The organism is Myxococcus sp. MxC21-1 (assembly GCF_032612255.1).
Taxonomy (GTDB): Bacteria; Myxococcota; Myxococcia; order Myxococcales; family Myxococcaceae; genus Myxococcus; species Myxococcus virescens.
The window spans coordinates 2,881,566-2,896,402 of the sequence record NZ_CP123278.1 but is presented as its reverse complement, the minus strand read 5'-3'; the positions used below and the strand labels follow the sequence as shown (position 1 = coordinate 2,896,402).

General features: G+C 70.5%; 10 protein-coding genes and 3 pseudogenes. All 13 read left to right on the top strand.

Annotated features, from left to right (window positions below; genetic code table 11):
- Positions 1 to 45: 45 nt before the first annotated feature.
- Positions 46 to 1,407, top strand: a complete 1,362-nt coding sequence (locus QEG98_RS13480) for a hypothetical protein (RefSeq protein ID WP_316567000.1) — start codon at positions 46 to 48, stop codon at positions 1,405 to 1,407.
- Between the two features lie 17 nt (positions 1,408 to 1,424).
- Complete coding sequence (locus tag QEG98_RS13475) at positions 1,425 to 2,138, top strand: VTC domain-containing protein (protein ID WP_316566999.1); 714 nt, start codon at positions 1,425 to 1,427, stop codon at positions 2,136 to 2,138.
- 6 nt (positions 2,139 to 2,144) lie between these two features.
- Positions 2,145 to 3,844: pseudogene (gene tmk, locus QEG98_RS13470) on the top strand (dTMP kinase).
- A 9-nt stretch (positions 3,845 to 3,853) separates the two neighbouring features.
- Positions 3,854 to 4,560, top strand: a pseudogene (locus QEG98_RS13465) (DUF4956 domain-containing protein).
- A complete protein-coding gene (locus QEG98_RS13460; protein ID WP_090489269.1) occupies positions 4,557 to 5,342 on the top strand; it encodes a hypothetical protein in 786 nt (261 codons plus the stop codon). The pseudogene QEG98_RS13465 and the gene QEG98_RS13460 overlap by 4 nt, the downstream one beginning before the upstream one ends.
- Before the next feature lie 129 nt (positions 5,343 to 5,471).
- Positions 5,472 to 7,106, top strand: coding sequence for a metallophosphoesterase (locus QEG98_RS13455; RefSeq protein ID WP_316566998.1), 1,635 nt, complete (start codon positions 5,472 to 5,474; stop codon positions 7,104 to 7,106).
- A 130-nt stretch (positions 7,107 to 7,236) separates the two neighbouring features.
- Positions 7,237 to 8,653 (top strand): annotated as a pseudogene (locus QEG98_RS13450) (RsmB/NOP family class I SAM-dependent RNA methyltransferase).
- A gap of 30 nt (positions 8,654 to 8,683) precedes the next feature.
- Complete coding sequence (locus tag QEG98_RS13445) at positions 8,684 to 10,459, top strand: PDZ domain-containing protein (protein ID WP_316566997.1); 1,776 nt, start codon at positions 8,684 to 8,686, stop codon at positions 10,457 to 10,459.
- Positions 10,460 to 10,470: 11 nt separating this feature from the next.
- On the top strand, positions 10,471 to 11,937 hold the full coding sequence (locus QEG98_RS13440; protein ID WP_316566996.1) for a hypothetical protein: 1,467 nt from the start codon (positions 10,471 to 10,473) through the stop codon (positions 11,935 to 11,937).
- A gap of 44 nt (positions 11,938 to 11,981) precedes the next feature.
- Complete coding sequence (locus QEG98_RS13435; protein ID WP_244171627.1) at positions 11,982 to 12,365, top strand: carboxypeptidase-like regulatory domain-containing protein; 384 nt, start codon at positions 11,982 to 11,984, stop codon at positions 12,363 to 12,365.
- A gap of 274 nt (positions 12,366 to 12,639) precedes the next feature.
- Complete coding sequence (locus tag QEG98_RS13430; RefSeq protein WP_316566995.1) at positions 12,640 to 13,521, top strand: ribonuclease HII; 882 nt, start codon at positions 12,640 to 12,642, stop codon at positions 13,519 to 13,521.
- The gene (locus QEG98_RS13425; RefSeq protein ID WP_316566994.1) at positions 13,518 to 14,153 is read left to right on the top strand and encodes a hypothetical protein; all 636 of its coding nucleotides are present in this window, start codon (positions 13,518 to 13,520) and stop codon (positions 14,151 to 14,153) included. The genes QEG98_RS13430 and QEG98_RS13425 overlap by 4 nt, the downstream gene beginning before the upstream one ends.
- 41 nt (positions 14,154 to 14,194) lie before the next feature.
- On the top strand, positions 14,195 to 14,824 hold the full coding sequence (locus QEG98_RS13420) for a histidine phosphatase family protein (RefSeq protein ID WP_316566993.1): 630 nt from the start codon (positions 14,195 to 14,197) through the stop codon (positions 14,822 to 14,824).
- Positions 14,825 to 14,837 lie beyond the last annotated feature (13 nt).

The following is a 14,837-nucleotide window of genomic DNA, read 5'->3' as shown; positions in this document are numbered from 1 at the left end:
CGAACCTCCCCCAACCCTCCGCGTCCGCTCATCGAACGGGCACCCGTGTTGCAGTGGACGCGCTCCGCTGGCGGTCGGGGAGGCGTGGACATGGGCGGGTGGCGGCTGAATGAGCGGACGAGGCGGAACCTGCTCGTCGCAATCTTGATGGGCATGCCGGCGTGGGCTGTCGCCAAGACACCCGGCCCACGGACGGAGGCAGTTGCCGCGCCCGTGGAGGATGACCCTCTGTCAGGTGGCATGGTGGACGGCGTTGAGCCGCCTGAGCCCTTGCCGCCGGAGGAGGACGACGACGCGCAGACGCAGCTCGAGGGCGCCATGGCCCAGGCCCTGCCGCCTCCGTCGCGGCCTGCGCCCGGCGCGCAGCCGCCTTCCGTGAGTCCTCTCCCCGGAGCGGATGACGGGGCGTCGGCAGAGCAGGACGCGAACAAGCGCAAGAAGAAGCAGCGGCCCGGTCAGCCCCAGGATGACTCGCTGGGCGAGAATCCGGACGCGATTGACGACAAGCCCAAGGGCGAGGCGCAGACCATCCGCGTCATCGGACGCGTATCCGCACGGGCCCGCGCCGACGAGCGCAACCAGTACCAGCGCCGCCTCTCCATCGCGGACGCACGCGTGGGCGTGAGCACGTCACTGCCCAACCTGGAAGCCGAAGTGACGGCGGACCTGGCGGACTCGCAGATACTCAAGGACGCCTTCGTGCGTCTGGCGGATGACCGCAAGCGCTTCCGCCTCTACGGCGGCCAGTTCAAGACGCCCTTCCTCCAGCGCTCGCTGGAGTCGTCGTGGGACCTGCCCATCCAGACCCGCGGACTGGTGGAGGAGTACATCACGGAGACCCATCAGATGGGTGGCCGCCGCATGGGGCTGATGGGCGAAGTCCGGCTGAAGCAGGTCTGGGGGCTCAAGATCTCCGCGGGCTTCTTCCAGGGGGCCATCGACGAGGCGGGCGCGCGGTTGAAGGAGGACGCCGCCGCCCGCGTGAGCCTGCGGCCCTTCAACTTCAAGCCGCTCACCGTGGGCGTCAGCACCTACGTCTCCGAAGCCATGGACCTGGCGCGCAAGCACGCGGTGGCCGCGGACGCGGAGCTGAAGCTGGCGGGCTTCGTCTTCACCGGTGAGGCCATTTCCGGACGGCTGCCCCTGGGGCCCTTCACGGCGCAGATGCTGCTGGCCCAGTACCTCATCCACGTGGGCAACGAATGGGCCATCCAGCCCGTCGCGGGCGTGGAGGCCTTGCAGCTTCGCGGCGACACGGTGCGGGGGGACGGACATTCACTGGTGGGCGGCTTCAACGTGCTGCTCGGCACCCGCTTCCGGGCCCAATTCCAGACGGAGCGCGCGCTGCGCCCCGGCGATGAATTCCCTGGCCTGCAGCATTCCATCGAACTCGGCGCACGCTTCTGAGCACGGAGACCCAAACGATGCTGTCGTTCGCGGAAGGTGAAATCACCAAGCTCCGGCGGGAATTCAAGCTGGTGCTGGAGGAGAAGACGGCCGCGGCCCTGGGCACGCGCCTGTCGCTGGAGCTGGAGGGGCACCTGCCGCCGCCCACGCGCATCGTGTCCGTGTACTTCGACCGGCCCGGTGGCCCGCTGGCGGCGCGGGCACTGCTCACGCCGGAAGACTGTCTCAAGGTTCGGACGAAGGAGTACTCGCCGGACCGGGGCGCGGACGGCGAGGCGCGGGTGGTGCTGGAGGTGAAACGGGAGCGCCACGGCCTCACGCAGAAGCGCCGCGTCTGGGTGCCGCGCTCGGACCTGGGCCGCGTGCTGCACGGCGGGGCCAGCCTGCTGCCGCTCATCGCCGGAGGCAGCCTCAGCCCGGTGCTGGCGGTGACGTACACGCGCCACGTGTACCAGTCGTCGCAGGCGTGGCGGGTGACGGTGGATCGGGACATTCGCTACCACCGGATTGCGCCGGAGCAGGCGCTGTCCCAGCTTGCGTTGTCGGTGGAGCGGCTGGAGCCCGCGCAGTGGGTGGAGCCGCGAGTGGTGGTGGAGGTGAAGCATCTCGGGCACGAGCTGCCCGAGTGGCTGGCGTCGCTCAATCCGGGCGGCGCGCCGGCCTACAGCAAGTTCGCAGAGGGAATGGCGAAGGTCCACGCTTTCGCCGCGGATGGCGTCGCAGGGGGATAGGGCACAGTGTTCATCGACTTCGAGGGAATTGACGGAAGCGGCAAGACGACGCTCTCCAACCTGCTGGCCGCGAAGCTGAAGCGGCTGGGCTACCGGGTGGCGCATGCGCGGGAGGGCGGCGAGTTGCAGGCGCCCGCGGCGCGGCGCATCCGGGAGCTGACGCGAGACTCCCGGCTGCTGGAGATGTCTCCACGCACGGAGTTCTTCCTCAACCTGGCGCGGGACGCCCAACAACTGGATGAGGTGGTGGCGCCCGCGCTATCCCGGGGCGAGGTGTGCATCACCGACCGCTACCTGTACTCACAACTGGCGCTCAGCGGTGGAGGCCGCGGGCTGCCCATGGACGAGTTGCGCCCCGCGTGCGAGCTGGCCTCGCAGGGCCTGTGGCCGGACCTGGTCATCCTGGTGGACGTGGATCCGGACCTCGCCCGGCTGCGCAAGCGCCTGGGCAAGCTCCAGAGCAAGCGCGTCAATGATGGGGACAGCCGGAAGGGACTGGTAGGCGCGGGCCTGGCGGTGCGCGTGCGCGAGTCCTTCCTGGAGATGGCGCGGAAGGATCCGCAGCGGTGGATCATCCTGGAGAACAACGACGTCCCTCTGCGCGTGCTGGAGCAGCGGCTGGTGGACGCCGTCGTCGCCCGGCTGGAGGGTCGCGAGCAGCAGGTGCAGCGCATCGTCCCGGCGCCGGCCCGGCCGCGGCATGCCAGCCCCACGACGCTCGAGAACCTGGAAGAGCGCTTCTTCCAGACGCTGGACACCGTGGAGCAGCGCGAACCGGCGCTCGCGGTGTGGATGCTGAGCGGAATCCCGGGCCTGGCCGCGCACCAGCAGCGCCTGGCCTTCGCGGAGCGCTTCCCGGGCCTCACCGCGCGCGGCATGGTGGGCCTGGCGGACGTACCGGCCATGGAGCTGCGCGAGGTGCTGGCGGACCGGCGCCCGCGGAGGTGGCCTTCAGCCTCACGGGCCGCATGGACTCGCGCGCGGCCATGTTGCGGCAGCGGCTGTACGCGCAGGCCCCCACGGAGGTGCTGGCGAGCCTCAAGAACGATGGCTCAACCCCGGCGTGGGCCCTGCGCGAGCGCGCCATGCGGGACGGGCGGCTGGCCGACGTGCTCGCGGGGCTCGCCGGCCAGGACTGTGAGGAGTCCTGGTTGGTGCGCGAGGCGGGCATGCAGCGCAAGCTGTTCTCGGAGGTCGCGAGCAGCCTCACCGGTGTCCCGGGGGCGCGGGCGGATGCGCTGCGCGAAGTCCTGCTGCCGCATGACCGGCTGGCGGTGCTGCGCAGCACCCAGGGCCTGGACACACCGGTGGCCCGAGGCCTGCGAGAGGCCCTGGCGGGCAAGGCGCTGAAGCTGGTGCTCCGCTCGCTGACGGGGCTGGACACCGAGGAGGCCTGGGCGCTGCGCGAGCGCGGCGCGCCGCAGACGAAGGAAGCGCTGGATTCGGTGGACGGCATGGATGCCTCGCGGGCCTGGAAGCTGCGTGTGGACCATCTGGGCCGGTGGCCCACCACCGCGCTGTCCTCCCTGAAGGGACTGCCCATGGGGCCGCACGCGCAGGCGCTCATCGAGCGCGTGCTGGCGGAACAGCCAGACCGGCTGCCGGTGCTGCGCAACGCCTACGCCGTGGCCGCGACCGCACGGGCGCTCGCGCAGCAGCCCGCGCGCACGGTCCGCGCGAATACCTCTCCCCGAATGGAAGCCTAGGTCACCGCCATGGACGCATCATTCTCAGCCCTGTTCGAGGGCGCGAAAGCAGAGCTCAACGCGCTGTCCGTCACCGCGATTCTGCCGCGGATGCTAGCCGCGGCGCTCATTGGCACCCTGCTGTCGCTGCGGCCCTGGCGTCTGCTCATGAAGCGGGCGCTGCCCAAGGCGGACATGATTCAGGCGCAGGTGCTGCTGTGCGCGGCGGCGGCGGTCATCACCGCCGTCATCGGCGACAGCCTGGCGAAGGCCTTCGGACTGGTGGGCCTGGGCGGCTTCGTTCGGTTCCGCTCGGGACTCAAGGACCCGCGTGACGCGGCCATCCTCTTCCTGATGATTGGCCTGGGCATGGCGTGCGGCCACGGCAGCCTGGGGCTTGCCTCCGTCGGGACGGTGTTCGTGATGGTCCTGCTCTTCGTGCTGGATTGCTTCAACCGCGAGGAGGCGCCCGCCACGGCGAAGCAGCGGCTGGTGCTGTCGGCGCAGTCGGATGACCTGGTGGGCGCGGAGGCCACGCTGCGCCGGGTCCTGGGTGAGCGGAACGTCATGGTGAAAAGCTGCGCGCTCGACTTCGACGGGCGGCGGCTGGAGTTGGAAGTCGAGGAGCCGGAGCCGGGCTCCTCGCCGCGGCGCTGGGCCGCACGGAGGGGGCGGCCCTGCGAGGCTTGCGGTGGACGGCAGTGAATTCGAGGAGCACACGGGAGGAGCGGGTATGAGGCGCAGCTGGGTGGCCGTGTTCGCGGCGGGGTGGTTGGTGGCGTGTGGCGGCAACAGCCTGCCCGCGGGAGATTCGCAGGACCCGACACCCGGCGGCGGACTGCCGGGAGAGCCGGTGCCGCCGGGGGGGCCGGATGGTCAGGGCAACGGAGAGGAGCCCACCGGGTCGCAGTCGCTGTGGCCGCTGACCGCGGGCAGCACCTGGACCTACGACATCCAGGACCCCGTCGAGGGCAACTTCCAGAAGCAGGTGACTGTGGTGGGCCCCGGCGAAGTCCCTGACCAGCCGGGCATCAACGCCGTCCAGGTGCACAGCCGCCAGGACCGCGTGCGCAACGGCACCCTCTATGAAGAGTATTCGTGGCAGGTGGAGCTCACCAATGGGCTCGTCGTGCGTCTGCGCGAGGACGACTACCGCAATGGCCAGCAGGTCCGCTCCACCACATGGTCTCCCGCCACGGTGAAGTCCGTGGCGAGCGTCCCGGACGCCCTGCCCTGGACGTACAAGAGCGACGTGCTCGAGCACATCACCCTGGGCGACGGCTCGAAGGACCAGAAGGACCCGACGTACATCTGGAAGGTGCTCGAATCCGGCGTGACGGTGACGACGCGGGCAGGAACCTTCACCAACGCGGTCAAGATTCAGCGCGACAAGGTCAACAACAACGGCGAGGTGAAGCCAGACAAGACGCGCTTCTACTGGCTCGTCCCGGGCATCGGAAAGGTGCGTGAGGAAGGCGAACGCACCGAGGACCTGGCGGCCTACGACATCAAGCCTTGACGCCTGACCGGGGAGGAGGCGGATACACGGGGCCCTGCCCCACCGTCTCCTCCTCCGGGAGGGGGCAGGATGAAGGTCAGCGGTTGAACGGTTGCGCCTCTATCCCGAGCTTGTTCGGGAGGAGGCCGCATGCACCGGAAGACCCCCTTTCACCTTGCCCCCTGGGCGGCCGCGCTGATGCTGCTGGCCAGCACCGCGAGCGCGGGGACGCTGTATCGAGACCCTTATCTGCAGAAGGTGGGGCCGGACACGGCGACGATCGCCTTCCGGCTCGCGGCCAACTGCCAGGCGGAGGTGCGCTACGGCGAAGGGGCAGCCAACCAGTCGGCTGTCTCCCAGGACGGCGGGCAGGTGCACGCGGTGGTGCTGACCGGGCTGACGCCGGGCACCGAGTACACGTACGAGGTGTCGGCCTGTGGCCTGCGCACGCCGCTCAATCGATTCCGTACCGCGCCGGTGCCGGGGACCCGCAGCGTGCACTTCGTGGCGGTGGGCGACTTTGGCACGGGCGGCTCGAACCAGAAGAAGGTCGCCGCGGCCATGGTCAAGCGGCAGGCGGAGCTGTTCGTCGCGCTGGGGGACAACGCCTACGCCGATGGCACCGAGGCGGAAATCCAGAACAACCTCTTCGTGCCCATGGAGGCCCTGCTGGCCCAGGTGCCGTTCTTCGCGGCGCTCGGCAACCATGAGTACGTGACGAACCAGGGGCAGCCCTACCTGGACAACCTCTACCTGCCCACCAACAACCCCGAGGGCACGGAGCGCTACTACTCGTTCGACTGGGGCCACGTGCACTTCGTGGCGCTCGACTCCAACTGCGCCGTGGGACTGGCGTCGGCGGACCGTTGCACGCGGGACGCACAGAAGGCGTGGCTGGAGCGGGACCTCGCGGGGTCGACGCAGCCATGGAAGATTGTCTTCTTCCACCACCCGCCCTGGTCCAGCGGCGAGCACGGCTCGCAGCTCTCCATGCGCCGCCACTTCGGCCCCATCATGGAGAAGTACGGCGTGGACCTGGTGCTCACCGGGCACGACCACAACTACGAGCGCAGCAAGCCCATGAAGGGTGACGCCATCGCCGGGGCTGGCGAAAAGGGCATCCCCTACCTCGTGGTGGGCGGCGGCGGCGCGACGCTGAGGAAGCTCCCCGGCAGCAAGCCGGACTGGAGCGTCATCCGCGACAACCAGGCCTATGGCTTCCTCGACGTGATGGTGGTCGACGGCACGCTCACCGCGCAGTTGCTCGGGGTGAACGGAGACACCGTGGACCGCTTCACGCTCCAGAAGGAGCTGCCTCCGCAGGAGCAGCTTCCCGAAGGTGAGCTGACGCTCGCCGTGGAGGGCGAGCGGGGCGTGGCCCCCCACCGCGCCTTCTTCCGGGCCACGCCGTCCCTCGAGGCCGCCACGGTGACCTGGGATTTCGGCGACGGCGGCACGGCCGAGGGCGAGGTCGCCGAGTACGTCTTCGCGATTCCCGGGCAGTACACGGTGACGGCCACCGCCACCCAGGGCACGGTGAAGCAGACGGCCACCGCCCTGGTCCAGGTGGCGGAGACTCCCGGTGAGGGGCCCCAGACGCCGGATTCCGGCACGACGGACCCGGGCTCACCGAATCCCCGCCCGGGGCTTCCGGATTCTCCCGGCACCCCGGATGACGGCATGAGCAGCTCGATCGGTGGCTGCGCCGCGGGCCCCACCGCCACCCTCCTCCCGGCGGCCCTGGCCCTTCTGGCCGCGGGTCTGCTCCACCGGCGCCGCGAGTAGGGCCTCCCCGCCCCAGGTCCCCCGCGCCCTCCTCCTGACGTCACACGGCGGCAGGGCGGGCGTCCGCCGGGGCGGATTTGCTTTCCGCGCTTGTCAACCCGGCCCGAGGAATGCAAAGCCGCATTCCGTCATGGCCACCCAACGCAAGTCCCGCCCGCACTCGCGGTCGGCCCCGAAGAAGTCCGGCGCTCCGTCCGGGAAGAAGCCCTCCCCTCCGAGCGGCCCGAGCGGCCCCTGCGAGAAGACCTGGTCCTCCAGGCCTGCCTGGAGGCGTACGGCTCGGTCCGGCACGAGGGCCGCATGGCCGACCGCGCGCTCGACTTCACCCTGCGCCGCAAGGCCAACCTCTACTCCAACGAGCGCCGCGCCGTGGCCGAGCGCGTCTACGGCCTGCTGCGCCGCCAGCGAACGGTGGACTTCCTGCTGTCCCGCGCCCACCCACGCTTCGACAGCCTGGAGACCTCGCGCCAGGACGTGCTCCGGTTTGCCGCCTCGCGCGTCCTCTACGGCGAGCCCCACGGCCTGGTGGCCCGCCAGTCCGCGCTGGCGCCCCCGGATGCGCAAGCCCTGGGTGCCCTTCCCGAAGCCGCCGCCGCCCTGGAGGCCCTGCCCGCCCGCGAGCGCTTCCCCATCGCCGCGTCGCTGCCGGACTTCCTCGCCGACCGCTTCCTCCAGACGTTCGGCCGGGATGCCGCTCGCGCCGCGGAGGCGATGAACGAGCGCGCCCCGCTGGTCGCCCGCGCCAACCTCCTCAAGGGGGACCGCGACGCGCTGGCGCAGCGGCTGAAAGCGGAGACGGTGGACGTCAAGCCCACGCCGCTGTCGCCCATGGGCCTGGTGCTGGAGACGCGCATCAACGCCTTCTCCCTGGAGAGCTTCCGCGAAGGCATGCTGGAGCTCCAGGACGAGGGCAGCCAGTTGCTCGGCATGCTGGTGGACGCGCCGCCCACGCGCGTGGTGGATGCGTGCGCGGGTGCCGGCGGCAAGACGCTGCAGCTCGCCGCGCAGATGAAGAACCGGGGTGACTTGCACGCCCTGGACATCGATGAGCGCCGCATGGAGGACCTGAAGAAGCGCGCGCGCCGCGCGGGGTGCACAACGTGCGCGCCCAGCTCATCCCCCACGAGGGCCCGGATGCCGACGCCGCGCTGACGCCCCTCAAGGGCAAGGCGGACCGGGTGCTGGTGGACGCGCCGTGCAGCGGCACCGGCACCTTCCGCCGCAAGCCTGACGCGCGCTACCGCCTCACGCCGGAGGATTTGGAGATGCACGTGGGCCGGCAGAAGGCCCTGCTGGCGCGCTTCGCCACGCTGGTGAAGCCCGGCGGCCGGCTCATCTACGGCACGTGCAGCGTGCTGCGGGAGGAGAACGAGAACGTGGTGGAGGACTTCCTCGCGAAGCACCCCGAGTTCACGGTGAAGCCGGTGGCGGAGCTGCTGGGGGCGGAGCTGGCCGAGAAGGTCGGCCCCGGCCCCTTCCTCCGGCTGGCGCCTCACACCCACGGGACCGACGGATTCTTCGGCGCCGTCCTCGTCCGCGCGAAGTAACCTGCGGCCGGGGGGAGAGAGACACTGCTCATGCACCGTGCCGTCCGCTACCGCGTCTCCATGCCCCGGCCGCATACGCACCTGCTGGAGGTGGAAGCCTCCTTTCCAGGAGGCGCCAGCGTGTTGGACGCCGTGATGCCGGTGTGGACGCCCGGCAGCTACATGGTGCGGGAGTTCGCGCGGCAGGTGCAGGACATGACGGCCCATGCGCCGGACGGAACGCTCCTTCCGGTGCGGCGCGCGGACAAACGCACCTGGCGGGTGGACGCGAAGGGCGTGGCCGTCACGCTGCGCTACCGCGTCTACGCCAACGAGCTGACGGTGCGCACCAACCACCTGGACGGCTCACACGCCTACTTCAACGGCGCCGCCACGTTCCTCTACACGGAGGACACGCGCGGGCTGGAGCACCACGTCACGGTGGACGCGCCCCCCGGCTGGCGGACCTTCTGCGCGCTGGGCCAGCGCGCAAGCACCTTCGTTGCCCAGGACTACGACGAGCTGGTGGACAGCCCCTTCGAGGTCGGCCCCCACACGCCGCTCACCTTCAGTGTGGAGGGCGTGCCGCACGAAGTCGTGGTGTGGGGCGACACGGTGCAGGACCCGGAGCGGCTGTGCGCGGACCTGAAGCGCGTCTGCGAATGCCAGGCCCGCGTGTTCGGCGGCCTGCCCATGCCGCGCTACCTCATCCTGCTGTACCTGACGGACCGGGGCCGAGGCGGCCTGGAGCACAAGGCCAGCACCGCGCTGTTGTTCCCCCGCGTCGGACTCGCCACCCACCGCGGCTGGGAGGACCTGCTCACCCTGGTGGCGCATGAGTACTTCCACCTGTGGTTCATCAAGCGGGTGAAGCCGCGCGCGCTGGTGCCCTTCGACTACGCGAAGGAGAACTACACCTCGCTGCTGTGGGCCTTCGAGGGCTCCACGGCGTACTACGACAACCTCTTCGTGCGGCGCGCCGGGCTGATGTCCGCGCAGCGCTACCTCACGCGCCTGGGCGAAACGCTCACCGCGCTGCATGCCACGCCGGGGCGGCGCGTGCAGACGCTGGCGGAGGCGTCGCTGGTGAGCTGGGTGAAGCACTACCGCCCGGACGAGAACTCGCCCAACAGCGCCATCTCCTACTACCTCAAGGGCGAGGTCGTCTCCGCGCTGCTCGACCTGGAGATCCGCCGCGCCACCGGTGACGCCCGTGGCCTGGATGACGTCGTGCGCGTCTTGTGGCAGCGCTACGGCGACGGCTCCGGCGTTCCCGAGGACGGCGTCGAAGCCGTGGCCAGCGAGGTGGCCGGTGTGGACCTGACGCCCTTCTTCGACCGGGCGCTGCGCACCACACAGCCGCTGGACTACTCCGTCTTCGCCCACGTAGGCCTGGAGCTGAACTTCCGTCCGCGCGAGGCCGCCAGCGACAAGGGAGGCACGCCGCCGCGAGGCCGGGCCGGGGAAGGCAAGCCCAAGGGCTGGCTGGGCGTCACCACGCGGGGCAGTGGCACCGTGGCGGTGGTGATGGATGGCTCGCCCGCACAGGATTCGGGGCTCTACGTGGAGGACGAGCTGGTCGCGCTGAATGGCTGGAAGGTGGACGGCGCCACCCTGCTGTCCCGCTGCGAGGAGCGGAGGCCCGGCGAGACGGTGCGGCTCACGGTCTTCCGCCGCGACCGGCTGCTGGAAATCCCGGTGGTGCTGGGGACGAAGCCCGCGGAGGCGGCGTGGCTGTCCCGCGTGGAGCGCCCCACCGACGCCCAGAAGGCCGCCTATCAGGCGTGGCTCGGAAGCCCCTGGGAAGAGTCCCCTGGGCAGTCGTAGGCTTGGGGGCCATGAGCCCCTCATCGCCCAACATCATTCCACCGGATGCGCCCCTGCCCCGCTGCCAGCGGCATCGGACCACCGTGGCCGGGTGGCGTTGCGAGAGGTGCAACGAAACGCTCTGCCCCGACTGCGTGGTGGGCCGGCGGGCCCAGACGGTGGAGCTGGTGGCGTGCGAGCGCTGCGGCGACGTGGCGCAGACCCTGCTCACCTCCCGCAGCCGGGTGTCCGTGGCGCAGCGGCTCAAGAGCGCGTGGCGCTACGTCTTCACCGCGTCCGGCTCGCAGGTCATTGTGGCGGTCAGCGTCTTCCTGGCGGCGCTCCGGTGGCTGGTGGAGCTGGCCATCTCCTTCTCGGCCCTCATCCCGCTCACCATTTACGGAGGCGTCTTCTGGGGCACCTTCTTCACGCTCGCGCGGGACTCGGCGCGCGGCGAGACGGCGCTGCGCTCGCCCGACTACCGCGACTACTTCCATGACGCGGTCCTCCCCGGCCTCCGCGGCGTGGTGACCTTCGCCATCGTCTGGATGCCCGCGTTCCTCTACGTCACCGTGCTGCGCCCGCTCCTCCAAGAGGGGCGCTCGGCGCTCGGCGCGTGGATTCGGGGCCTGGACACCCCCGGGCTGCTGACAGTGGATCCGGTGCTGATCGGCCTGCTGCTGCTCGGCGTCCTCTGGCTGCCCGCGGCGCTCCTCATCACCGCCGCGCGCCAGCCCCTGCTGACCCTGTTCGACGTGCCCGGAACCCTTCGCATCGTCCGCCGCCTGGGCCGGGACTACACGCTGGTCGCCGGAACGCTGGTGGGACTGGGCGTCCTCCACCTCATGACGCACGGGGTGGCGTTGCTGCTGCGCATGCTGGACCTCTTCGTCATCTCACGCGTGCTGGCCGAAGCCGTCACGCTGGTCATCCCCTTCACCGCCGCGCACGTGGTGGGACTGCTGCTGTACACGCGGGGCGATGCGCTGGGGTATGGCCTCGAGCAAGACTACCTGGACCCCGTGCTGGGCGACGCACAACCGAGCCGCAGGGCGCCGCCCCTGCGCGAAGCCGGCCCCATTCCCTTCACCGGAGCGGCGGCCACGGCCACCGAAACGGGAAGCGCCAACGACGACACCCTGGGGGCGCTGGCGGCCGCGGTGAACGCCCGCGATGTTCCACTCGCGATGTCGCTGTATGCCACCGTGCAGCAGCAACCGCGGCTGCGTGTGCCCCCGGAGCATCACCTGTTCGTCGGACAGGCCGCGGCCGTGGAAGGAAATTTCCCACTGGCGGTAGCGGCGTTGGAATCCGCGGCAGACACGGCGCCCGATGAGCCCACCGCCCCCCGTGCGTTGGTACTTCTGGCGCGTGTGTTGGGTGAACGGATGCACGACGCGCCGCGCGCGGAAGAAGTCTACCGCTACGTGCTCCACCGTTACCCAGACACGGCAGCGGCACGCTTCGCGAGTGAACGCGTGTCTCCGACTTCCGACTGATACAGACGTTGCCGCGCTCGCACGCCAGCATCACCCTTCACGGCATGGTTCGCGCACGCTGGTTTTCGTGGCTCATCGGTTTCGGTCTCTTCGCGGCATGTGACCAGGCGCCTCGCATGGAGCGCGCGGTGGACGACTGCCAGGCGGAGCAGGTGTCGTTGAAGGTGGAGGTGCTGTCGGCGGAGGGCGCGCGCGTGCGCGGGGCGACAGTCACCGGCACCAACGTGACCTCCAACGTGAGCATCACCGGTGTGACAGACGACCAGGGCGTCAGCACCGCCATCAACGAATCGCTCGCGCCCAGCGCGGTGCGAGTCGTGGCCACCGCGGGCGCCAAGGTGTCCGCGGCCCAGCAGGTGGAATGGGTGTGTGACGCCTGCAACTGCCAGCCAGAGCCGGCCACCCTCCAACTCCAGCTCAATCCGTAGGACCCGCCCCGCGCGACGCTGAGACAACCGCTGTTTCATGGATTCATCTGAATGAACGCGAGGGAGGTTGTGCTCCACCCGCCCATGGAGTACGGCTGGTGACATGCGTGACGCTCGTCAGCCTTCCCCGCGTCTGGCCTACCCTGCGTCCAGGGGGGCCCTCCAGCCGGCTTCCTCCGAGCACGGGGCCGCGGGGATGTGTTGCCGCTGCGAGCGCGTTCCCCGCGCAAGGGGTCCTGTCAGCCCACGTTCCAGGTAGGTCCGGGCCCTCATCATGTCCGCAGACACCGTGGAACAGTTGCTTCAGTGCGCGCTGTCCGAGCTGACCGCGCGCTTCGTCACCCAGGCCAACCCCGTCCCCACCGGCTTGCTGGAGGCGTTGGACGCGGACCCGCGCGCGGGCGCGCATGCGCTCGCCCGGCGCATCCGTTCACGCCAGGAGAAGAACCGCGCGGAGGGCCAGCGCATGCGCAAGCTGCTCCGCTTCGAGACGGAGCTCTGGGAGCAGGGCCACACGCACATCGCGGGTGTGGACGAGGCGGGCATGGCACCGCTGGCCGGGCCCGTCGTGGCCGCCGCGGCCGTGCTGCCCAAGGGTTTCCGGCTCAAGGGGCTGGATGACTCGAAGAAGATTCTCGACGCCGAGAAGCGCGAGTCGCTGGCCGAGGCCATCAAGCGCGACGCGGTGGCCTGGGCCGTGGGCCGCGCGGAGGTGGAGGAGATCGACCGCATCAACATCTACCACGCGGGCCTGCTGGCCATGCGCCGCGCGGTGGAGGGGCTGTCGGTGAAGCCGGACCACCTGCTGGTGGATGCTCGCACGGTGCCGGAGTGCTCGGTGCCGCAGAAGGGCATCATCAAGGGGGACGCACTGTCTCTCAGCATCGCAGCGGCCTCCATCCTGGCGAAGACGACGCGTGACCGCTGGATGGCGGAGCTGGATGACCAGTACCCGGGTTATGGGCTCGCCGCACACAAGGGCTACCCCACGCCGCAGCACCTGCAGGCGCTGCGTGAAAAGGGCGTGCTGCCCATCCACCGACGCAGCTTCGCGCCGGTGCGCGAGGCCCTGGGCCTGCCGACCGGCTCACCGACTTCCGCCCTCCAGGCGGAGCTGTTCCCCGAGGCCCCTTCCCGGACAGGGGTGAAGTCATGAGCGCCGACCGGGACATCGACGAGTGGATGGCCGCGCGAGGCATCACCCTGCCCGAGGCCCGCGCTCGCACCCGCGCGGTGCTGGAGGAAGTGGGCCTCACCCGCCCCGGCCGCCAGCGCATGAGCGAGCCCAAGCTGCTCAAGGCGGCGGAGCTGCTGACGGGGCGCTTCTTCGCCGTGTGCGCGGACGGCGCGTGCCTCAAGGTCGCGCAGGCCAGCGGGCGTGAGCCGATGCGTATCGAGCCACGGCTGCACTGTGAGCGCTGTGGCGGCTCGGCCAACCGCCGCGCGGAGGTGGCCTTCGTGGAGGCCTGCCAGCGCTACGGCGTGCGCCGCGTGGTGGTGGTGGGTGGCTCGCCGGCCGTGCGCGAGGAGTTGGAGGCGAAGCTGGGCCACCAGATTGACTTGCGGATGGTGGACGGCACGGAACGCCGCACGGCGGACCGCGCCCGCAGCGACCTGGACTGGGCGGACCTGGTGCTGGTGTGGGGCGCCACGGAGCTGCACCACAAGGTCAGCGGCCACTACACGCACGGTGGGCCGGCCTACAGCCACAAGGTGGTGCACGTCGTGAAGCGGGGCGTGGCCGCGCTGTTGGAAGAAGGCATCACCCACCTGGAGCGGACGCGCTGAGTGCTGGACTCAGGCGACGCGCCAAAGCGACGCTTGAGTCCATGACGACCGAGTTCATCCTGCTCCGTCACGGAGAGACGGAGTGGAACTCCCTGGGGCGCCTCCAGGGACATCAGGACAGCACCCTGAGCCACGTGGGCCTGCGCCAGGCAGATGCCCTGGCCGCGCGCCTGGCGCCCGTCCGATTCTCGGCGCTCTATTGCAGCGACCTGGGACGGGCGCAGGAGACGGCGCGGCGCATCGCCACCCGCACGGGCCACACCGTCCAGACCGACCCCCGCCTGCGCGAACGGGGACTGGGCATCCTGGAAGGCCTCACCCGGGACGAGGCACGCCAGAAGCACCCGGACGTCTTCGCCGCGTACTCCGGTGGCGCGCCGGACTACATCGTCCCTGGCGGGGAGAGCACGTCCCAACGGCTGCGCCACGCGGTGGAGTGCCTGGAGGAACTGGGCGCGCGCCACCGGGACGAACGGCTGGTGGTGGTGACCCACGGAGGCGTGCTCAGCCTCCTGTTCCGCCACAGCCTGGGGATTCCGCACGCGGCGCCGCGCACCTTCTCCGTGCTCAACGCCGGGTGGAACCAATTCGACTACCACGAAGGTGCGTGGCGGCTGGTGACGTGGGGTGACGTCACCCACCTGCGTGCCGCCAGCCTCGACGACACCTGAGCGCCCACGCGGC